18 protein-coding genes are annotated in these 19,572 nt (G+C 67.4%); 11 read left to right on the top strand and 7 right to left on the bottom strand.

Annotated features, from left to right (window positions below):
• The first annotated feature begins 27 nt into the window (after positions 1–27).
• From AB7U92_RS00245 to AB7U92_RS00235, 3 genes are read left to right on the top strand one after another with little or no spacing between them, the layout of a single operon-like run.
• Positions 28–660 (top strand): TIGR04282 family arsenosugar biosynthesis glycosyltransferase, encoded by a 633-nt coding sequence (locus tag AB7U92_RS00245; protein ID WP_428573552.1) that lies wholly within the window; start codon positions 28–30, stop codon positions 658–660.
• Positions 657–1,772, top strand: coding sequence for an FAD-dependent oxidoreductase (locus AB7U92_RS00240; protein WP_428573550.1), 1,116 nt, complete (start codon positions 657–659; stop codon positions 1,770–1,772). Before AB7U92_RS00245 ends, AB7U92_RS00240 begins: the two co-directional genes overlap by 4 nt.
• Before the next feature lie 21 nt (positions 1,773–1,793).
• Complete coding sequence (locus AB7U92_RS00235; protein WP_428573548.1) at positions 1,794–2,720, top strand: HD-GYP domain-containing protein; 927 nt, start codon at positions 1,794–1,796, stop codon at positions 2,718–2,720.
• Between the two features lie 49 nt (positions 2,721–2,769).
• Here the strand turns inward: AB7U92_RS00235 and AB7U92_RS00230 are convergent, their stop codons facing one another.
• Together AB7U92_RS00230 and merR are read right to left on the bottom strand one after the other, a co-directional pair.
• Positions 2,770–3,600 carry a hypothetical protein gene (locus AB7U92_RS00230; protein ID WP_428573546.1) on the bottom strand — a complete coding sequence of 277 codons (831 nt, stop codon included), beginning with the start codon at positions 3,598–3,600 and terminating at the stop codon, positions 2,770–2,772.
• Positions 3,601–3,751: 151 nt separating this feature from the next.
• Entirely contained in the window at positions 3,752–4,159 is a 408-nt protein-coding gene (gene merR, locus AB7U92_RS00225) for an Hg(II)-responsive transcriptional regulator (protein WP_428573544.1), read from the bottom strand.
• A 72-nt stretch (positions 4,160–4,231) separates the two neighbouring features.
• Here merR and merT point away from each other — a divergent pair, with 72 nt between their 5' ends.
• The 4 genes from merT to merA are packed head-to-tail and all read left to right on the top strand — an operon-like array spanning position 4,232 to position 7,052.
• Entirely contained in the window at positions 4,232–4,582 is a 351-nt protein-coding gene (gene merT, locus AB7U92_RS00220; RefSeq protein WP_428573542.1) for a mercuric ion transporter MerT, read from the top strand.
• Positions 4,583–4,595: 13 nt separating this feature from the next.
• Positions 4,596–4,871 carry a mercury resistance system periplasmic binding protein MerP gene (gene merP, locus AB7U92_RS00215; protein ID WP_428573540.1) on the top strand — a complete coding sequence of 92 codons (276 nt, stop codon included), beginning with the start codon at positions 4,596–4,598 and terminating at the stop codon, positions 4,869–4,871.
• Positions 4,872–4,900: 29 nt separating this feature from the next.
• Positions 4,901–5,308: an organomercurial transporter MerC gene (gene merC / locus AB7U92_RS00210; RefSeq protein ID WP_428573538.1), complete on the top strand. Its 408-nt coding sequence runs from the start codon at positions 4,901–4,903 to the stop codon at positions 5,306–5,308.
• 49 nt (positions 5,309–5,357) lie between these two features.
• Positions 5,358–7,052, top strand: a complete 1,695-nt coding sequence (merA, locus tag AB7U92_RS00205) for a mercury(II) reductase (RefSeq protein ID WP_428573536.1) — start codon at positions 5,358–5,360, stop codon at positions 7,050–7,052.
• A 71-nt stretch (positions 7,053–7,123) separates the two neighbouring features.
• On the opposite strand, the gene AB7U92_RS00200 is transcribed toward merA, so the two are convergent.
• The 4 genes from AB7U92_RS00200 to AB7U92_RS00185 form a co-directional block, all read right to left on the bottom strand.
• Positions 7,124–10,294: an efflux RND transporter permease subunit gene (locus AB7U92_RS00200; RefSeq protein WP_428573534.1), complete on the bottom strand. Its 3,171-nt coding sequence runs from the start codon at positions 10,292–10,294 to the stop codon at positions 7,124–7,126.
• A complete protein-coding gene (locus tag AB7U92_RS00195; RefSeq protein WP_428573532.1) occupies positions 10,291–11,943 on the bottom strand; it encodes an efflux RND transporter periplasmic adaptor subunit in 1,653 nt (550 codons plus the stop codon). The genes AB7U92_RS00200 and AB7U92_RS00195 overlap by 4 nt, the downstream gene beginning before the upstream one ends.
• Positions 11,940–13,178: a TolC family protein gene (locus AB7U92_RS00190; protein WP_428573530.1), complete on the bottom strand. Its 1,239-nt coding sequence runs from the start codon at positions 13,176–13,178 to the stop codon at positions 11,940–11,942. The genes AB7U92_RS00195 and AB7U92_RS00190 overlap by 4 nt, the downstream gene beginning before the upstream one ends.
• Positions 13,179–13,403: 225 nt before the next feature.
• Positions 13,404–13,847 carry a hypothetical protein gene (locus AB7U92_RS00185; protein WP_428573528.1) on the bottom strand — a complete coding sequence of 148 codons (444 nt, stop codon included), beginning with the start codon at positions 13,845–13,847 and terminating at the stop codon, positions 13,404–13,406.
• Between the two features lie 87 nt (positions 13,848–13,934).
• Here AB7U92_RS00185 and AB7U92_RS00180 point away from each other — a divergent pair, with 87 nt between their 5' ends.
• Entirely contained in the window at positions 13,935–14,357 is a 423-nt protein-coding gene (locus tag AB7U92_RS00180; RefSeq protein ID WP_428573526.1) for an HD domain-containing phosphohydrolase, read from the top strand.
• 36 nt (positions 14,358–14,393) lie between these two features.
• On the opposite strand, the gene AB7U92_RS00175 is transcribed toward AB7U92_RS00180, so the two are convergent.
• Positions 14,394–16,550, bottom strand: a complete 2,157-nt coding sequence (locus tag AB7U92_RS00175) for a putative bifunctional diguanylate cyclase/phosphodiesterase (protein ID WP_428573524.1) — start codon at positions 16,548–16,550, stop codon at positions 14,394–14,396.
• A gap of 179 nt (positions 16,551–16,729) precedes the next feature.
• Here AB7U92_RS00175 and AB7U92_RS00170 point away from each other — a divergent pair, with 179 nt between their 5' ends.
• From AB7U92_RS00170 to AB7U92_RS00160, 3 genes are read left to right on the top strand one after another with little or no spacing between them, the layout of a single operon-like run.
• Entirely contained in the window at positions 16,730–17,515 is a 786-nt protein-coding gene (locus AB7U92_RS00170; protein WP_428573522.1) for a 3-hydroxybutyrate dehydrogenase, read from the top strand.
• Positions 17,515–18,306 (top strand): acetoacetate decarboxylase, encoded by a 792-nt coding sequence (locus AB7U92_RS00165; protein ID WP_428573520.1) that lies wholly within the window; start codon positions 17,515–17,517, stop codon positions 18,304–18,306. The genes AB7U92_RS00170 and AB7U92_RS00165 overlap by 1 nt, the downstream gene beginning before the upstream one ends.
• A gap of 11 nt (positions 18,307–18,317) precedes the next feature.
• Positions 18,318–19,487 carry a patatin-like phospholipase family protein gene (locus AB7U92_RS00160; RefSeq protein ID WP_428573518.1) on the top strand — a complete coding sequence of 390 codons (1,170 nt, stop codon included), beginning with the start codon at positions 18,318–18,320 and terminating at the stop codon, positions 19,485–19,487.
• Positions 19,488–19,572 lie beyond the last annotated feature (85 nt).

The following is a 19,572-nucleotide window of genomic DNA, read 5'->3' as shown; positions in this document are numbered from 1 at the left end:
CCGTCGAATCGCCTGCACCAGGTGCAGGTGGCCGTGCTCGCCAAGGCGCCGATGCCGGGCTTGGCCAAGACCCGGCTGATTCCAGCCCTGGGGCCACAAGGCGCTGCGCGTCTGCAGCGGCAACTGACGCGCTCGGCGGTGCAGACCGCGCTCGACGCCGGGCTCGGCGCCGTGACCCTGTGGTGCGCGCCCCATGCGCAGCATCGCTTCTTCAGGGCGCTGCACCAGGCCACCGGTGTGCCCTGCCTCGTGCAGGCCAGCGGTGACCTGGGCGAGCGCATGCATACCGCGTTCCGCCTGCACTGCGAACAAGGGCCCTTGATCCTGACGGGTACCGACTGCCCGCCGCTGACGCCGGCTCACCTGCGCCAGGCTGCCCAGGCCTTGCTCGACGGCGACGAGGCGGTCTTCTTCCCGGCCGAGGACGGCGGTTACGTGCTGGTGGGCCTGCGCCGCCCGCAGGCGGCCCTGTTCCGCGGCATCACCTGGAGCACCGACGCGGTCATGGCCCAGACCCGCGAACGCGCCAAAGAGGCCGGCGTCCGCTGGCGTGAGTTCGAGACCTTGTGGGACCTGGATGTGCCGGCAGACCTGGCGCGCTGGCAGGCGTGGCGAGATGAGCGCCCAGCACCCGAGCCATCTCTGGCGGCGGCCACATGAAGCGGCTGGTGCTCCTCGGTGGCGGGCACGCCCATGTCAAGGTGCTGGCCGACCTGGCGGAACAGCCCTTGATCGGCTGGGATGTCCACCTGATCACGCCCTACCGCCGCCAGATCTACTCGGGCATGTTGCCGGGCTGGGTGGCCAGCCACTATCCCATCGAGGCCTGCGCGATCCGACTCGATGCGCTGGCGGGCCGCGCCGGCGTGGCCTTCCACGAAACCGCCGGCCTCGGCCTCGACCTGGATGACGACACAGTCCGTTGTGCCGATGGCAGCACGCTGCGCTTCGACACGCTGTCCGTCGACACCGGCCCCATGCCCGCGCTGGGAGACCTTCCGGGCAGCGCGGAACACGCCCTGCCCGTGCGCCCCATCGAGGCGTTCATCGCCGCCTGGCCCAGCCTGGTGGATCGCATCCTCGGCCAGTGCCGCCGCTTCGACCTCGTGATCCTCGGTGCCGGTGCGGCCGGGATCGAACTGGCCTTCGCCGTCCAACGGCGCGCCGCCACCGACGGCTGGTCGCACCTGTTCATCACGGTGGTGAGCTCCGAAGACTTGCCGCTGCCGGGTGCGCCTGACGGCACCCGTCGGCACGCCGCGCGGCTGCTGGCACAGCGTGGCATCGTCTGGAAGGGCGGCAGCCGCGCGCTCCGGCTGGAAGCGGGCCGCGTTCATCTCGAGGGCGGTGCACTACTGTCATTCGACGCGTGCATTGCCTCCACCGGTGCCGCGGCGCCGGCCTGGCCAGCGGCTTGTGGACTGGCCACCGACGAGCGCGGGTTCATCCGCGTGAATCGGTCACTGCAGAGCAGCTCGCATCCGAACATCTTTGCCGCCGGTGATGTTGCGGCGTATTCGGACACGCGCCCGAAATCGGGCGTCTTCGCCGTGCGTGCCGGGCCGGTGCTGGCGAAGAACCTGCGCGCGTTCTGCGAGGGTCGGGCCCTTGACGCGTGGACACCCCAGGCCCGCGCGCTCTACCTCATCAGCACCGGCGACCGGCACGCGCTGGCCACCTGGGGCAGTTGGTCCTGGAGCGGCCAATGGGTCTGGCGATGGAAGGATCACATCGACCGGAAGTTCATGCGCCGCTTCGGCACGGCTGCCTAGGAGGCCCAACCCATGTGGTCCTTGAAGTGGTTCACCAAGTCCGGCACCGCGGCCACTGTGCATAGCGCAGCCGAAGGGCAGGTCACCTCGCGGGCCGACCAGGAGGCCTTGCTGGCCAGCCTGCTCGCGATGGCCTGGGTGGTGGAGGCGCGTGACCCGTACACCGGAGGCCACCTTTGGCGCGTGTCGCGCTACGCGGCCCTGCTTTGCGAGCGTGCGGGAACGTCACTGTCGGTCTGCGCGCGTGTGAGCATCGGTGCCTTCCTGCACGACCTGGGCAAGGTCGGCATTCCCGATGCGATCTTGCGCAAGCCCTCTGCGCTCAGCGACGACGAGCACGCGGTGATCCAGACCCATCCGGAACTGGGCGGCAGGCTGCTGGCGGGTCATCCGCTGGCGCACTGGGCCATCGACGCCGTTCGATCGCACCACGAGCGGCCTGATGGCCAGGGCTACCCGGATGGGCTGGTGGGCGATGCCGTTCCCCATGCGGCACGCGTGGTGGGCATCTGCGACGCCTTCGACGCGATGACGAGCACGCGCCCGTACAGGGTCGCGATGCCCGTGCCGCAAGCCTTGGAGCACATGGCCGGCGCCCTGGGCCGGCAATTCGATGATGAGCTTTGCCGTCACTTTCTGGCGCTGGGCGCCGAGGGGCTGCTCGACCACATCGCCGCCCACAGCGATGACGGCATTCCCTTGCAGCACTGCATGAACTGCGGACCGACCCTGGTCGTGCGGCGTGAGCAGTTCGTCGGTGAGTCGGTGTACTGCCGCAACTGCGGCGGCGAGTACCGCCTCGACCACTCACTCGACGACCGGCCCTATCGTGTCGAGCCCACCGGCCGACAGGGCCAGGCCAAAGACCTCGCGCCTGTGGCGGACACAGCGCTCATCCAACGCTTCGTCCGCGACACCGCCATTGCGGCACTGTCGTCATCTGCCTGAGCCCGCCGCCTCGGACCGCCGGCGACCTGGCGCAATGCTTGGCTTCGTCCTAATTCCGCCCCGGCAACAGCACCTCGACGATCTTGCCGCCGTAGCCGAATGTGCTGTCGCGGGCCTGGACCATGACCCGCTTGACCCCCACCGGCACCACAATGCCGTAGAGGTCGCGCGTGAACGGTTGCTCGTCGGCATGGTCGTGCAGCAGCTTGCGCTCGCCCAAGACGGCCCCGTCTGCGGTGCTCACCCTGAACCCGTCAGCGTAGCGCCCGGGCGTGTCGTAAGGTGAGGAGACCGTCACGTCGAAGTCGAAACGCCCGGGACCGCTGGCACGTACCTTGGCGGCCACCACGTCGGGATGTTTCTGTAGGGGCAGGCTGGCTGCCTGCGCCGCGACGTTCATCGGCTGCACGCACAGCAGCACAAGGGGGATGACCCAGGCACACAGGAGCCAGCGCCGCAGTGACGTCGGGAGGTCATGCATCGGCGTCACATCCAGTACTCTGCCGCCCAGGCACCGCGGCGGTGATCGATCCAGACGCGCTTGGGTGCCAGCTTGCACACGACGCTGCCATCCAACTCCATCTCGGGCTGGCGACCAAGGCGCTGTGCGACGTCCATCGAGCAGGCGGTGGACGTGACCGTTCGGAAGCAGATCCGCAACTGGTCGTTGATGGCAATCGTTTCCCGTTCGGGCACGGACTCGTGAAAGTGGACGAACCTTCTTGACCAGGCAGGAGAAATAGAGCTCCAGTTCCAGGGTCAGCGGCTGCGTTCGTCGCGCGAGAGCAGCCTGCGCCGCGCGCGACCATTCGATGGCCACGGGCTTGCCGTTCAAGGCCACCTGCGCGCCGTGCCGCTGTTGCCATCGCGCGAACATCATGGGCCTCCTTCTTCGTGCAGCGCTGCCGTCGTCCATCGTGCTATCACGTGCACCATCTCAATGGCCGAAAGTCGACCAGACGCAGACCGACGCGCTTTTCTTACAGACGCTGTGTGTCCGGCCCCTGCGCCCAAGGTCCGGCGGACGTGCATCACGGACTTTGCAGCGCGGCGATCAACGGGCATGAGATCCGGCCGCGGCGCGAGCCGCACTCGCGCACCAGGCCGTTCAAGAGTGACTCGATGCGCCGCAGGTCCTTCAGCTTGGCGCGCACGTCGGCGAGCTTGCCCTCGGCAAGCTGGCGCGCTTCGGCACAGTGGGCCCCATCGTCCAGCGTCATCAGTCCTGCCACTTCGTCGAGGCTGAATCCCAGACGCTGCGCGGCCTTCACGAACTTCACCCGCGCCACGTCCTTGGCCCCGTAGCGCCGGATGCTGCCGTAAGGCCGGTCCGGCTCGGGCAGAAGCGCTCTGCGCTGGTAGAAGCGGACGGTCTCCACATTGACCCCGGCGGCCTTGGCGACGGCCCCGATTGTGAGGCCCGGCGGATCGGTTGGCATGGTGCTTGACTCCGTACCTGAGTACGGCAATAAGCTTACACCGTCGTCTCCCCATCACACCGAGGAAGTTGTATGAACGAATCGCAGACCGGGCGCGGCGCGCTCTTCGCCGGCGGGTTGGCGGCGATCCTGGCGTCCACCTGTTGCCTGGGTCCGCTGGTGCTCGTGGCGTTGGGCTTCAGCGGCGCTTGGATCGGCAATCTCGCCGTCCTGGAGACGTACCGCCCGATCTTCATCGGTGCTGCATTGGTCGCGATGTACTTCGCCTGGCGCCGCATCTATCGGCCCGCGCAGGACTGCAAGCCCGGCGAGGTCTGCGCCATCCCGCAGGTGCGCGGCGCCTACAAGCTCATCTTCTGGGTCGTCGCCGCACTGGTGCTCGTCGCGCTCGGGTTTCCCTACGTCCTTCCCTTGTTCTACTGATCAGGAGTCCACCATGAAGACGCTGTTTGCCGCCATCGCCCTCGCCGCCATCACCGCCCCTGTCTGGGCCGCTCCCCAGACCGTCACGCTGGCGGTGCCTGGCATGACCTGCGCGGCCTGCCCGATCACCGTCAAGACGGCGATTGCCAAGGTCGCCGGCGTGAACAAGGTCGACGTGAACTTCGACAAGCGCGAAGCCGTCGTGACCTTCGACGACGCGAAGGCCAGCGTGCAGAAGCTGACCCAGGCCACCGAGAACGCCGGGTATCCGTCCAGCCTAAAGCGCTGATCCTTCCGATCCATTCCTGGAGAAGCACCATGGGACCCCTCGACGCCATCGGCAACAAGGCAGGCGGGCTGGGCGCCATCGTGTCCGCGATGGGCTGCGGAGCCTGCTTTCCGGCGCTCGCCAGCTTCGGCAGCGCCATCGGCCTAGGATTCCTGAGCCAGTACGAGGGCCTGTTCATCACCGTGCTGCTGCCGCTGTTTGCCTCGCTGGCCCTGCTGGCCAACGCGCTGGGCTGGCTGAAACACCGCAAGTGGCACCGCAGCGTGCTAGGCATGGCCGGCCCCGTCATCGTGCTCGTGGCCACCTTCACGATGGCTGAGAAGCTGCTCTACGTCGGTCTGGCCGCGATGGTGGCCGTCTCTATCTGGGACTTCGTCTCGCCCGCGAGTCGGCGCTGCGGTCCTGATGGCTGCGAACTGCCTGCCAAGCACGCATGACCGGCGACCGATCGGATCATTTGCACCAACTCGAATTCAGAGGGAACCCATGACCCAACTGCAAATCACCGGCATGACGTGCGACTCCTGCGCCACGCACGTCAAGCAGGCGCTGGAGAAGGTGCCCGGCGTGCACTCGGCCAACGTGTCCTATCCCAAGGGCACGGTGCATTTGGCGATGACCGGCGACGCGCCCCTGGCCGTGATGAATGCAGCAGTGGCCGCAGTGGCCTCGCTGGGCTACCGCGCCGCGCTGGCCGATGCACCGGCCCTGGCCAAGGGCACCAGCCTGCTGGACAAGGCACTGGGTTTGCTCGGTGGAAGCCCCAATGCCGCCGGCAATTCGGGCAGGTTGCACGTCGTCGTCATCGGCAGCGGCGGCGGCGCGATGGCGGCGGCGTTGAAGTCGGCCGAGCAAGGCGCGCGCGTCACGCTAATCGAGCGCGGCACGATCGGCGGCACCTGCGTCAACGTCGGCTGCGTGCCGTCCAAGATCATGATCCGCGCCGCCCATGTTGCGCACATGCGGCGCGAGAGCCCGTTCGACGCTGGCGTGTCCGCGGCGCGGCCCGTCATCGACCGCGGCCGGTTGCTGGCCCAGCAGCAGGCTCGAGTCGACGAACTGCGCCATGCCAAGTACGAAAGAATCCTGGAGAGCACCTCGGCCATCACTGTGCTGCGCGGTGAGGCGCGCTTCAAGAGCGCGAGCAGCGTCGTCGTGCGCCTGAACGACGGCGACGAGCGCGAGCTGGCGTTCGACCGCTGCCTGATCGCCACCGGCGCCAGCGCGGCGGTGCCCCCGATTCCAGGCCTGAAGGGCACCCCCTTCTGGACCTCGACCAAAGCGCTCGCCAGCGAGATCATTCCGCCTCGACTGGCGGTCATCGGCTCGTCGGTGGTCGCGCTGGAACTGGCGCAGGCCTTCGCCCGGCTGGGCAGCAAAGTCACGGTGCTGGCGCGCGGCACCCTGTTCTTCCGTGAGGATCCCGCCATCGGCAAGGCGATCACGGCGGCCTTCCGTGCCGAAGGCATCGAAGTCCTCGAGCACACGCAGGCCAGCCAGGTTACCCACGCGAACGGCGAGTTCGTGCTCGCGACATCTGACGGCGAAATTCGCGCCGACCGGCTGCTGGTCGCTACAGGCCGCGCGCCCAACACGCACAGCCTCGGCCTCGATGTCGCGGGCGTCCAGGTCGACAAGCAGGACGCCATCGTGATCGACCCGGGCATGCGAACGTCGAGCACGCATATCTTTGCCGCCGGCGACTGCACGGACCAGCCGCAGTTCGTCTACGTCGCGGCGGCTGCCGGCACGCGTGCGGCAATCAACATGACCGGCGGCGATGCCGCGCTCGACCTGAGCGTCATGCCGGCGGTGGTCTTCACCGACCCGCAGGTGGCCACGGTAGGTCTGAGCGAGGCCGAGGCCCGCCTGCAAGGCATCGAGACAGACAGCCGCACGCTGAGCCTGGACAACGTGCCGCGCGCGCTGGCCAACTTCGACACCCGCGGCTTCATCAAGATCGTCGCCGAAGCGGGCAGCGGCCGCCTCCTGGGCGTGCAGGCCGTGGCGCCCGAAGCCGGCGAGCTGATCCAGACCGCCGTGCTGGCGATCCGCGCGCGCATGACGGTGCAGGACCTGGCGAGCCAGTTGTTCCCATACCTGACGATGGTCGAGGGGCTCAAGCTCTGCGCGCAGACCTTCACGAAGGATGTGAAGCGACTGTCGTGCTGCGCAGGCTGAGGCCATGACGAACGAGGGCCACGCACAGGAACGCGGCCGCGTGCAAGGCGAGGCGCCAGCGGCCGAATAGGTCAGGCCGCGGCACGCTGCCTCGGCCAGAACGCCAGGCGCCGTGCCGTGGGCTCACGCTTGCGCCGCATCAGCAGATAGGCGGCCGGGATCACGAACATCGACAGCAGCGGTGCGGTAATCATGCCGCCCACCATCGGTGCCGCGATGCGCTGCATCACCTCGGAGCCCGTACCGGTGCCCCACATGATTGGGAACAGGCCCGCCAGGATCACCGCCACCGTCATCGCCTTCGGGCGCACGCGCAGCACCGCACCTTCGCGGATGGCGTCGAGCAGGTCGGCAGTGCTGGTCTTGCCCTCGTCGACGCGCGCGTCCCAGGCCTGCTTGAGGTACAGCAGCATGATCACGCCGAACTCTGCCGAGACCCCGGCCAGCGCGATGAAGCCCACAGCTCCGGCCACCGACAGGTTGTAGCTGAGCAGGTACAGCAGCCAGATCCCCCCGACCAGCGCAAAGGGAAGCGTCGCCATGATCAGCAGCGCGTCGTCGAAACGCTTGAAGGTCAGGTACAGCAACACGAAGATGATCAGCAGCGTGAACGGCACCACCACCTTCAGCTTCGCGGTGGCACGCTCGAGGAACTCGAACTGGCCGGACCACGAGATCGAATAGCCCGCCGGCAAGACGACCTTCTCGGCAACCACGCGCTGCATGTCCTTGACCGCCGACCGAAGGTCGCGGCCCCGGATATCCACGTACACCCAGCCGGAAAGCCGTGCGTTCTCGCTGCGCAGCATCGGTGGCCCATCGGTGATGCGGATGTCGGCCACATCCGAGAGCACCAGCCGCGCACCTTTCTCGCTGACGATGGGCAGCACGCGCAACTTTTCCAGTGAGTCGCGAATCTCGCGTGGGTAGCGAAGGTTGATCGGGAAGCGCTGCAAGCCTTCGACCGTCTCGCCGATGTTGTCGCCGCCCACCGCCGAGGTGATGACCGACTGCACGTCGGCGATGTTCATGCCGAAGCGCGCGGCGGCGTCGCGGTTGATCGTCACATCCACGTAGCGACCACCCGTCAGCCGCTCGGCCAGCGCGCTGCTGACCCCTGGCACGTCCTTCAGCGCCTTCTCGATCTCGCCGGTCACCCGGTCGATGACGGCCAGGTCGGTGCCCGCCACCTTCACACCCACCGGGCTCTTGATGCCGGTGGCGAGCATGTCGATCCGGTTGCGGATCGGCGGCACCCAAATGTTGGCCACCCCCGGCACCTTGACGATGCGGTCGAGTTCGTCGACCAGCTTGTCCTGCGTCATGCCGGGCCGCCACTGGCTCTTCGGCTTGAACTGGATCGTGGTCTCGAACATCTCCATCGGCGCCGGGTCCGTCGCGGTCTCAGCGCGGCCTGCCTTGCCGTAGACCCTGAGTACTTCGGGCACGGTCTTGATCAGGCGGTCGGTCTGCTGCAGCAATTCCGCCGCCTTGCCGGTCGACAGCCCGGGCAGCGCGGACGGCATGTAGAGCAGGTCACCTTCGTCGAGTCGTGGCATGAACTCGCCACCGATGTGTTGCAGCGGCCACAGACTCAGCACCAGCGCCACTGCGGCCACCACCAGCGTCGTCTTCGGCGCACGAAGCACCACGTTCAACATCGGCCGGTAGATCGCGATCAGCAGCCGATTGAGCGGGTTGGTCTTCTCTTCAGGAATGCGCCCGCGGATCAAGTAGCCCATCAACACTGGGATCAGCGTGGCGGACAACCCGGCCGCGGCGGCCATCGCATAGGTCTTGGTGAAGGCGAGCGGCGAGAACAGTCGCCCCTCCTGCGCCTCCAGCGTGAACACCGGGATGAACGACAGCGTGATGATCAGCAGCGAGAAGAACAACGCCGGCCCGACCTCGGCCGCCGAGTCGCCGATGACCCGCCAGCGCGCTTCGCCTTCGAGCTTCTCGTTCGGGTGGTCGTGGCTCCAGCGTTCCAGGTGCTTGTGCGCGTTCTCGATCATCACGACCGCGGCGTCGACCATTGCACCGATCGCGATGGCGATGCCGCCCAGCGACATGATGTTGGCGTTGACGCCCTGGTAGTGCATCACGATGAACGCGGCCAGGATGCCCAGCGGCAGCGAGACGATGGCGACGAAGGCCGAGCGCAGGTGGAACAGGAAGATGAAGCACACCACTGCGACGACGATGAATTCCTCGAGCAGCTTGTGGCCGAGGTTCTCCACCGCGCGCTCGATCAGGCCGGAGCGGTCGTAGACCGGCACGATCTCGACGCCCTTGGGCAGGCTGGACTGCAACGACTTCAGCTTCTCCTTGACCGCGGCGATCGTCTCCAGAGCGTTCTTGCCCGAGCGCATCACGATCACGCCGCCGGTGGCCTCGCCTTCACCGTCGAGCTCCCCGATGCCACGCCGCATCTCGGGCCCGACCTGGATGCGCGCGACGTCTGCGAGGCGCACCGACACGCCCGCCGCCGTGCTGACCAGCGGCACCTTGCGAAAATCGTCGAGCGACTGGAGGTAGCCCGAGGCGCGCACCACGTATTCGGCCTCGCCCAACTCGAGCACCGAACCGCCGGCTTCCTGGTTCGACCGCTGGATCGCCTCGACCACCCTGGCGTGTGGGATGCCATAGGCGGCCAGCTTGTCCGGGTCGAGCAGGATCTGATACTGGCGAACCATGCCGCCCACCGAGGCGACCTCGGCCACATTCGGAACCGTCTTCAGCTCGAACTTCAGGAACCAGTCCTGCAAGGCACGCAACTGCCCCGCGTCCTGCGTGCCGCTGCGATCAACCAGCGAATACTGGTAGATCCAACCGACTCCGGTCGCATCCGGCCCCAGCGAAGCTTTCGCACCGGGCGGCAATTTCGACTGCACTTGGTTCAGGTACTCCAGCACCCGCGAGCGCGCCCAGTACATGTCGGTACCGTCCTCGAACAGCACGTAGACGAACGAGTCGCCGAAGAACGAGTAGCCACGCACCGTCTTCGCCCCCGGCACCGACAGCATCGTCGTCGTCAACGGGTAGGTGATCTGGTTTTCGACGATGCGCGGCGCCTGGCCGGGATAGGTCGTGCGGATGATCACCTGCACGTCGGAAAGATCGGGCAGCGCGTCGAGCGGCGTGCGCAGCACCGAGTACACGCCCCACGCGCTGACCATCAGCGTGGCCAGCAGCACCAGGAAGCGGTTGGCGATCGACCAGCGGATCAGCCTGGCGATCATGGCTTGCTCCCCGAAGCTGCCACGCTCGAAGCCTTCGGCTCCGGCGGCAGCAGGCTTGTGCTGGTGAGCTGTGGCAGGCTCTCCGCGTCCATGTAGAACTCGAAGTCGATCCGATCTCCCGCCCCCAGGCCTCTCGGAACACCGCCCTTCGGCAGCTTGAACTCCATCGTCATCGCGCCCCACTTCAGCGACGCTATGGGGCCGTGCGACAAGGTCATCGTGTCGCGGCCGATCGCTTCGATCTTCGCGGTACCGGTGTGCCGGGGAGCCGTGTCCGCGGCTGTCGGATTGGGCTCGACGTTCAGGCGCGCCTCGATGCCTTTGAGGCTCGCCTCAGAGTCGATCAGGAACTGCGACGACACCACCACGCGCTGGCCGAGTTGCAGGCCGCGTTTGATTTCCGTCTGCCCGCCGCTCTCGATGCCGATCTCGACATCGACCGGCCGGAAGCGTCCGTTGTCTTCGGCCAGCATCGCCACAGTGCGCTTGCCGGTCTGGATGATGGCTTCGGTGGGCACCAACAGCGCCTTCTGGTCGCGCATGTCCATGAACTGCATCTGCACGAACATGCCGGGCACCAAAGCGCCGCTGGGATTCGCGAGTTCGAGGCGGGCCTTCAAGGTGCGTGTGGTCGCATTGACCTCGGGCAGGATGGCTTGCACCTTGCCGTCGAACTTCCTGCCTGGCACGGCCGGGCTGATGGCTTGAACCTTTGCACCCGGGCGCAGCAACGCCGATTGGCTCTCCGGCACTTCGGCGTTCGCCCACACCGTGCCGAGACCGTTGATGCGGAACAATGTGGCTCCGGACATCACCGTCATGCCTTCGCGCGCCACCAGCTCGGTGACGACGCCACCGATCGGCGCCACCAGCGCGATGCGCAGCTGCGTGCGGCCGCTGCTGTCGACGAGCGCGATCTGCGCGTCGCTCATGCCTACCTGGCGCATGCGCTGGCGGGCTCCATCTACGAGCGGCGCAAGGTCGGTGCCTTGCATGCGGCGAACGGACAGGAACTCTTCCTGCGCAGCGATCCAGTCCGGCACATAGAGCTCGGCCAGCGCTTGCCCCTTTGATACCCGGTCGAGCGTGGCACGAACATGCAGGCGCTCGACGTAGCCGGTTGCGCGCGCCTGCACGATGACCTGATCGCGCTCGTTAAAGGCGATGCTGCCGACGGCGGACACCTGGGTCGACAGGGTGCCTTCGGTGACCTCCGCGGTGCGCACACCCAGGTTCTGCTGGACGCGCGGGCTGACCGTGACCTTGCTGCCGTCGCCGCCGTCGCTGTCGGCATAGACGGGCACCAGCATCATGTCCATGAACGGCGACTTGGCCGGCTTGTCAAACTTGTTCCCCGGCACCATGGGGTCGTGGTAGTAGAGGATCTTCTTGCCGGTCGCTGGATCGACATCGCCGGCCTTGATGCCGGACAGGATGTGTCGGCGCGTCGCGTCTTCGCCCTGGGCGATGCTTTGCGGCACAGTCTTCGTTGCGCTTGCGCCTACTGCCGCATCGCCGCCGCCGGCCGGTGCAGGCGTCGAGGAGGCCATGCCCATGCCGCGGTTCATGCCCGTGGCGTACAGGCCGTAGCCAGCAGCACCAAGGACACCCGCCGCAATCAGGCCGATCAGGAAGGTCTTGAGTTTCATCGCTGTTGCTCCTTGAGGGTGGCAGGGAGATCGGGCATGGACGCTTGGGGCTCGGTCGGAAACAGGTATTCAAGTCGCGCCCACACGCCGGCGGTCTCCCGCTCAAGACCCAGGCGTTCGACGCGCGCCTCGATCTCCAGGCGCCGCGCTTCGAGGACGGAAGCCAGTGGCCCTGCGCCGCCGCGATAGCCGGCGATCGCCGCGCGCGTGCGCTCGGCCGCCAGGGGGATCAGGGCACTGTCGTAGTGCGCGAGGCGGTCACGATTGCTCTGCCACTCCTGCAACCAGGTGCGGATCTCAGCCATGTACTCGCGCACGGCCTCTTCGCGCTCGGCGCGCATTTGCTCGGCGAGCGCAAGCTTGGCAGCCACCTCACGGTCCTGCCGGTTCTGCTGGTCCCACTGGAGAGGGACCGAGAGATTGACGGAGACCATGTTCGAGTAGGCCGGGCCGCGTTGCTGATACATCAGCTCGACGCTCCAGTCCGATCGTTTGTTGCTTTGCGCGATATCGGCTTCTGCCCGTGCCACAGCTTCCTTCCTGAGCATCAAGGCGAATTGCGGATGGCGCTCCATCTGAGCCTCGAGGTTTACGCCGGAAAGGCGCACCGCCGCGAGAGGGGGCGGCGCACCCAGGGCATGGTCGGCGCCGTCGCCGACCCAGCGCGCGAGCTTGGTCTTGGCGGTGGCGATCTGTCGGTCCGTCTGCTGGATGCGGTCATCGATCTGCGCGACAGCCGAACGTGCCGCAAACACGTCGGCCTGGGCGCCACGCCCGCTGCGATAAGCCGCGTCGGCGGCTTCGATCTGCAGCGCGGCCTCGGCGCGCTGCGCCTGCAGCACCTCGAACGTGCGCTCCTGGTAGTAGCGTTCGAGCCAGGCCATCGCGGTGTCGCGCCGCAGGTTGGCCAGCGCTGCGGCGCGGCCGGCCTCGGCAGCTTCTGCCTCTCGGTCGAATCGCGCCGAGCGAGCCTTGCGTTTTTCATCGCGCGTGAATTCCTGCATCACGCTGATCGAGCGCATGGTCATGAAATCGCGCGTCAGACTGAAAACGATCGGCAGGTTGTTGATGCCAGCCTTTAGCGTCGGGTCGGGCAATTGCCCGGCAGCAATGGCCATCTCCCGGGCGCCCGACGCGGCTCGGTCTTGCGCAACCAGCTGGCGCGAGCGCTCCTGGGCCAGTTGCAGCGCCTGCTCAAGCGTCAGGGCTTGCTGGGCGCGCACATCCAGGCCCACGACAAGGGCGACAAGGGCCAGAGCTGGCGCCCAGCGACGGCGTGACCCGCACGCGTGCCTCGCGAGCCGATTTGGAACTGTGAACATGAAAACTCCAGACAACGAACCAGGGGAATGGGTGCCGGGCTCGATTCACGGCGGCGAGCGTTGGCTCGTGGACGCGTGCGAGCACGACCGATGCGCCGGGCGACCCGAGGGGTCGTCAGCGCAGCGTCGTCGGGAGGATCAGATTCGGTGAACGCAGTGCAGGATGGCGTGCGGCGGAGACGCAGCAACCAATGCACTCAACGTGGCCGCCGCAGGGCGCGGCAGCGGTGCCGTCTCGGGCACCAGCGGGATTGCATACAGGGCAGTCAGCAGGACCGCCGGTGCATTCAGGGTCGGCGCGTGATCACTCTGCTGGCCGTACTTGCAGTGCTCAGCGCACAGGTTGGGCGACGAGGGATCCGATGCGCCGACCATGTCGTCGCAGTTGCTCGTCTGCACCATCAGCATGTCGGCGTTCGCACCGCCCTGTTCATCCGCCATGGGACTGGAAGCAGGCATCCGCATGTCCGCCGCCGCGGGCGTTACCATGGCGGGGCAGGCATACGCCGAAATGATCACCTGCGTCATCAGCACGACGCCAACAAGGCCACGGGCCACTGTCTTCAGGAAGGAGCGCGTCATGATGGCAAATCCCAAAACGCCAACGACAGTGCACCGTCGGCGCGCGAAGCGCAGGCGGGACACGGGTTGCTGGTCGGGGTGGCACTCATGATGGTCGAAATGGGGCTGAAAGTGAACGCCTATGGCGCACTGCCGATGGTCACATTCTATGGGGCAACGGACGCCGTCTCATCACACCACGAGCGGCGTGTTGGCCAAGGCTATCCGCGAGGAATGGTGGGCGGTGCCATTCCCCATGAAGCCCGAGTCGTGGGCATCTGCGACGCCTTCGACGCGATGACGAGCACGCGCCCCTACAGGATCGCGATGCCTGTGCCGCGAGCCTTGGACCACATTGCCGGCGCGCTGGGCCGGCAATTCGATGTCCCGCTTGGCCATCACTTTCTGGCGCTGGGGGCCGAGGGACTGCTGACGGTGCATGATGTGGCCGACCAGCTGTTCGCCTACCTGACCATGGTCGAAGGTCTCAAGCTGTGCGCGCAGACCTTCACCCGGGACGTCAGGCAATAGTCGTGCTGCGCCGACTGAGCGCCGGCCGCGGCGAGCTCAGGCCGCGGCAACTCTTTTCGGTTCTGCCGCGGCGGCTCCAATATATTGCCGTGCGGCATCCGGCGCCAGCGGCCGCGAGATCAGATAACCCTGCGCCTGATCGCAGCCCAGCTCGATCAGCAGGTCCCGCTCCTCGGTACGCTCGACGCCCTCGGCGGTCACGATCATCTTCAGGCTGTGGCCCAGGTCAATGATGGTCCTGAGCAGCGCGCGGGCTTCCACACTCCGATCGGCCCCTGCGACGAAGCTGCGATCGATCTTCAGTTCGCTCACGGGCAGGCGCTGCAGGTACGCCAGCGACGAGTAGCCGGTGCCGAAGTCGTCGATGGAGAGTTGCACGCCCAGGGCCCGCAGCCCGTGCAACACCGGCAGCACACGGTCCGCGTCCTCCATGACACTGCTCTCGGTGATCTCCAAGCGCAAGCGGGATAGGGGCGCGCGGTGTCGCCGGGCCATCTGCTCCACCTGGGAGACGAAGCCGGGGTCACGCACATCGAGCGCGCTCACGTTCACTGCAAGGCTCAGCTCCGGATGGCGGGACGACCATCCGGCGAGGGTGGCCAGCGCAGCCTCGAGCATGGCGGTCGTGACGACACCGATGTGGCCGGTTCGCTCTGCGAATGGGATGAATTCGGCCGGCGAGATGTAGCCGCGCTGCGGGTGGCGCCAGCGCACCAGGCCTTCCATGCCCAGCGTGCGGCCGCGACGCAGGCATTGCTTGGGCTGGAGCCACATCTCGAGCTCCCCTTCGGTCGCCGCGCGCCGGAGGTCCGACAAGAGGCTCAGCTGCCGCGTGCGCGAATGGCCGTCGGTCGGCGTGTGCCAGGCCCACGCCAGCTTCAGGCGCTTGGCCTCTGCGATGGCCAGTTCCGCGCCTTGCAGCACGCTGTCCAGTGCCCTGACCCGCTCCTCGGCATCGCCAGCAGCAGGCTGCCCCTCCGCCAGCCCGAACACGAGATTGACATCAACCGCATGGCCGTCGCATGCCAGCGCCTTCGCAAGCTGGGCGTCGAGTCGTTCACGCACAGCTTCCATCGCGGCGCGGGCGCGGCCTTCACACAGCACCGCAAACACACCGCCGGGCAGGCGTGCCAGCGTGGTCCGGCCGCTCGCGCCTGGCTCGGCAGCGACGGCCGCCTGCAAGCGCTTCGCCACGGCCACCAGCAGCATGTCGCCGGTCTCGAATCCGAGCACCTCGTTGACGGTGCGCAGGCGTGCCACATCCATCAGGATGACGGCGAAGCCCTCGCTCGCCCAGCCACCCTCGCGTACCTGTCTGCGCAGCATCGACCGGTTCGGCAGCCCGGTGAGCCGGTCGGTGTAGGCCACGCCCTCGAGCTGCGCTTCGCGCGCGGCCACGGCGTCGGCCATCGCGTTCATGGCTTGCGCCACGCGCCCGAGCTCGTCATCCGAGGTCGCGGCCACGCGTGCCTTGTAGTCACCTCTTGCAATGCGGTCCGCAGCCTGTTCGACGCGGGAGAGCGGGCGCGTGACACTGATGGTCGTGCGCCAGGCCAGCACGATCGACAGGCCGACCACGGCCAAGGCCAGCAGCGCCAGTCGTCGTTGGGTACCCTCGATCTGCTCCCGGACCTGCTGTTGCCGGCTCGCGAGCACGGTCTGCTCATGGCGCAACAAGGCATCGGAAGCGTTCAGCACGGCGCGCATGGCGAGTTGCCCCTCGCCATCGAACAGGCGGCCGGCCTTGGCCACGTCGCCCGCCTCGATTTCGGTGACGACGTCGATGAACACGTCGCCATAGTGCCGGCGCAGCGATGCCAAATCGGCGAGCAGCGCTCGCGTCTCGGCGTCGCCGGTGTGGCTGGACAGCTGTGCGATGAGGGCATCGACCGCTGCGTTCTCGGCATCGACCATGGGATAGATGCGCTCGCGCTCCGACCGCGCGGCCGTCAGCAGCCGGGCCATCGCAACGCCGTGCCCCTGCACGTGGCGGTCGACCTCCTGCACCTTCAGCATGCGCTGAAGGTCCTCGGAGACCAACTGCTCGCCATGGCGCGCCAGTGTGGTGAGCTGCGCCGCCGCGAGCATCACGACGACAACCACGAAGGCCACCAGCGCGCCGAATCCGAGCGCCAGCCGCACGCCCAGGCGGGGCGAGCGCCAGGACGGCTTCGGAGCTGAGAGCGATGACATGGTGGTGGGCTGGACGAGCGCAAGCCGTAACGGGACCGACGAGCGCATGCACCGCCCCGGCATGCGCTTTATCGGCGGCCGGGCGCAGCACTTGAGGGCCCTGGTCCGGACGGACCTGTAATGAAAGCGGCTGCGCGACCGTCAAACCCCTTTTGGACCACCCGCCGCAGGAGCACCGCATGCAGCATCGAAGAAGAAGCGCCCTCGTCACCGGCTCGACCAGCGGCATCGGCCTGGCCATCGCGAGCGAACTGGCCTCCGCCGGCATGAACATCATGCTCAACGGCTTTGGTGACGCTGCGACGATCGAGGACCTTCGAGCAGGTCTTGCGAACACGCATGGCGTCAAGGTGCTGTACGACGGCGCCGACATGGGCCGGCAGGACGCCATCGAAACCATGCTGGCCCGAGCAGCCCAGCAGTGGGGCGGCATCGACGTGCTGGTCAACAACGCCGGCATCCAGCATGTGGCGCCAGTGGACGAATTCCCGGTGGACAAGTGGCACGCCATTCTGGCCATCAACCTCACGGCGGCCTTCCACACTACCCGGCTGGCCCTGCCCCACATGAAGTTCAACCGCTGGGGCCGCATCGTGAACATCGCCTCGGCCCATGCGCTCGTTGCCAGCCCGTACAAGTCGGCCTACGTGGCGGCCAAGCACGGCATCGCCGGGTTCACCAAGACGGTGGCGCTGGAGGTGGCCGAGCAAGGCATCACCGCCAATGCCGTGTGCCCGGGCTACGTGCTGACGCCGCTGGTGGAGAAGCAGATTCCCGACACGGCCAAGGCGCGCGGCATCACCGAAGAGCAGGTCAAGCGCGACGTGCTGCTGGCTGCGCAGCCCACCAAGCGCTTCGTCACCACCGACGAGGTGGCGCAACTGGTCGCCTTCCTTTGCGGTGACGCGGCGGCGTCGATCACCGGCACCGTGCTGCCGATCGACGGCGGCTGGACGGCGCATTGATGAACGCACCCCACACCCCCGCCGGTGCGCTGTCCGTGCTCGACCTGCCGTCGATGCCGATGGCCTCGCCGTCCTACCCGCGCGGCCCCTACCGCTTCCTGCAGCGGGAATACCTGATCGTCACCTACATGAGCGACGCCGAGGCCATTCGCGCCGCTCTGCCCGTCCCGCTGGAGCCCGACGGCTCGGGCCAGGTGCTGTATGAATTCATCCGCATGCCCGATTCGGCCGGCTTCGGCGACTACACCGAGTCGGGTGTCGTCATTCCGGCGCTGTTCCAGGGGCAGCCTGTGAACTTCACGGCCCAGATGTACCTCGACGACGAGCCGCCGATCGCCGGAGGCCGCGAGATCTGGGGCTTCCCGAAGAAGCACGGCAACCCGAAGCTCTCGGTGGTTCACGACACGCTGACCGGCGTGCTGGAGTACGCCGGCATCCAGGTGGCCATCGCCACCATGGGCTACAAGCACCAGCACCTGCTGTACGACGTCGACGGACGCAAGGCCTGCTCGTCGGGATCGATCATCGAGAAGATGAGCAAGACCCAGGTCAACCTCAAGCTCATCCCCCATGTCGACGGCACGCCGGCGATCGCACAGCTGGTGGCCTACGAGTTGGCGGACATTCAGGTCCATGGCGCATGGTCCGGCCCGGCCCGGCTGCACCTCGTGCCACACGTCAACGCCCCGGTGGCCGACCTGCCGGTGCGCAGCATGCTCGGCGGCCTGCACTTCATCGCCGACCTCACCCTGCCCTATGGCCGCGTGATCCACGATTACCTGGCAACGTAGGAGCGACGAAAATGGCCACACGACAACGCAAGAGCGCCGGCGCGGCCACTCGACGCGCCACGAACACGGGCGACGCATGCCAGCCGGCGGGCGATCGCCAGGTGGTCCTGGTGCTTCAAGGCGGCGGCGCACTGGGGGCGTACCAGGCCGGCGTCTACGAGGGCCTGCACGAAGCCGGCGTCGAGCCGGACTGGGTCATCGGCACGTCGATCGGCGCGATCAACGCCGCGCTCATTGCGGGCAATGCGCCTGGCCGCCGGCTCGATCGGCTGCGCGCCTTCTGGGACAAGGTCGCCCACAAGGGGTTGCCTGCCCTGTGGCCGGGCCTGCCGGGCCTGCCGACGTTCTGGACGACCCTGAGTGCGATGAACCATGGGCTGCCGGGCTTCTTCGCGCCGCACCACCGCGCATGGCTGAGCCCGCACCTGGCGCTGGGTGAGGAGACCTCGGGCTACTACGAGACCTCCCGTCTGCGCGACACCCTGGCCGGCCTCGTCGACAGCGGGCTGCTGACCGCCTGCGCGCCGCGTCTGACGGTGGGCGCGGTGAACGTGAAGTCGGGCCGGATGCGTTACTTCGACAGCCGCGACGAGCCACTCGACCTGCGCCACATCCTGGCGTCCGGCGCGCTACCACCGGCCTTTCCGGCGGTGCGCATCGGCGACGACCTGTTCTGGGACGGCGGCATCTACTCCAACACCCCGGTCGAGGCCGTGTTCGACGACAACCCGAGACGCAACTCGCTCGTCTTTGCGGTGCAGCTGTGGCAAGGCGCAGGCGATGCGCCTCAGACCATGTGGCAGGTGAGCGGGCGGCAGAAGGACATCCAGTTCTCGAGCCGCGTCGACAGCCATGTGCAGCGCCAGGCGCAGATCCACCAGTTGCGCCACATCGTGCGCGAGCTGACACGCCAGCTGCCGGCCTCAACCCTGGCCCAGTCCGACGTGCGCGAAATGGCCGGTTACGGTTGCGGCACCGTCATGCACTTGATGCGCCTGGTCGCACCCCGCTTGCCCGACGAAGATCACACGAAGGACATGGACTTCAATGTCCCACGGATCCAACAGCGCTGGCAGGCAGGCCTGAACGATGCGCGACGCACCCTCGCGAAACAGGCCTGGACGGCTCCCGTGGGGCCGACGGAAGGACTAGTCGTGCACGACCTGGACACCCCGATCTGAGCCGCCCTCGAACGGCGGTCGGACGGCGCTGTGGCCTGTAATGAAAGCCCGCCCTCTCCCGTCCAATGGACGACGGGGTAGGCCC

The sequence above is a fragment of the Piscinibacter sp. genome, from assembly GCF_050175855.1.
Lineage (GTDB): Bacteria > Pseudomonadota > Gammaproteobacteria > Burkholderiales > Burkholderiaceae_C > Piscinibacter.
The sequence above is the reverse complement of the archived record's forward strand: the minus strand, read 5'-3'. Positions and strand labels throughout refer to the sequence as shown.

Coding starts and splice junctions, on each gene's coding strand:
- AB7U92_RS00240 (WP_428573550.1), top strand. CDS start 657: ATGAAGCGGCTGGTGCTCCTCGGTGGCGGGCACGCCCATGTCAAGGTG.
- AB7U92_RS00230 (WP_428573546.1), bottom strand. CDS start 3,600: ATGATGTTCGCGCGATGGCAACAGCGGCACGGCGCGCAGGTGGCCTTG.
- merR (WP_428573544.1), bottom strand. CDS start 4,159: ATGCCAACCGATCCGCCGGGCCTCACAATCGGGGCCGTCGCCAAGGCC.
- merT (WP_428573542.1), top strand. CDS start 4,232: ATGAACGAATCGCAGACCGGGCGCGGCGCGCTCTTCGCCGGCGGGTTG.
- merP (WP_428573540.1), top strand. CDS start 4,596: ATGAAGACGCTGTTTGCCGCCATCGCCCTCGCCGCCATCACCGCCCCT.
- merC (WP_428573538.1), top strand. CDS start 4,901: ATGGGACCCCTCGACGCCATCGGCAACAAGGCAGGCGGGCTGGGCGCC.
- merA (WP_428573536.1), top strand. CDS start 5,358: ATGACCCAACTGCAAATCACCGGCATGACGTGCGACTCCTGCGCCACG.
- AB7U92_RS00200 (WP_428573534.1), bottom strand. CDS start 10,294: ATGATCGCCAGGCTGATCCGCTGGTCGATCGCCAACCGCTTCCTGGTG.
- AB7U92_RS00195 (WP_428573532.1), bottom strand. CDS start 11,943: ATGAAACTCAAGACCTTCCTGATCGGCCTGATTGCGGCGGGTGTCCTT.
- AB7U92_RS00185 (WP_428573528.1), bottom strand. CDS start 13,847: ATGACGCGCTCCTTCCTGAAGACAGTGGCCCGTGGCCTTGTTGGCGTC.
- AB7U92_RS00180 (WP_428573526.1), top strand. CDS start 13,935: ATGATGGTCGAAATGGGGCTGAAAGTGAACGCCTATGGCGCACTGCCG.
- AB7U92_RS00175 (WP_428573524.1), bottom strand. CDS start 16,550: ATGTCATCGCTCTCAGCTCCGAAGCCGTCCTGGCGCTCGCCCCGCCTG.
- AB7U92_RS00170 (WP_428573522.1), top strand. CDS start 16,730: ATGCAGCATCGAAGAAGAAGCGCCCTCGTCACCGGCTCGACCAGCGGC.
- AB7U92_RS00165 (WP_428573520.1), top strand. CDS start 17,515: ATGAACGCACCCCACACCCCCGCCGGTGCGCTGTCCGTGCTCGACCTG.
- AB7U92_RS00160 (WP_428573518.1), top strand. CDS start 18,318: ATGGCCACACGACAACGCAAGAGCGCCGGCGCGGCCACTCGACGCGCC.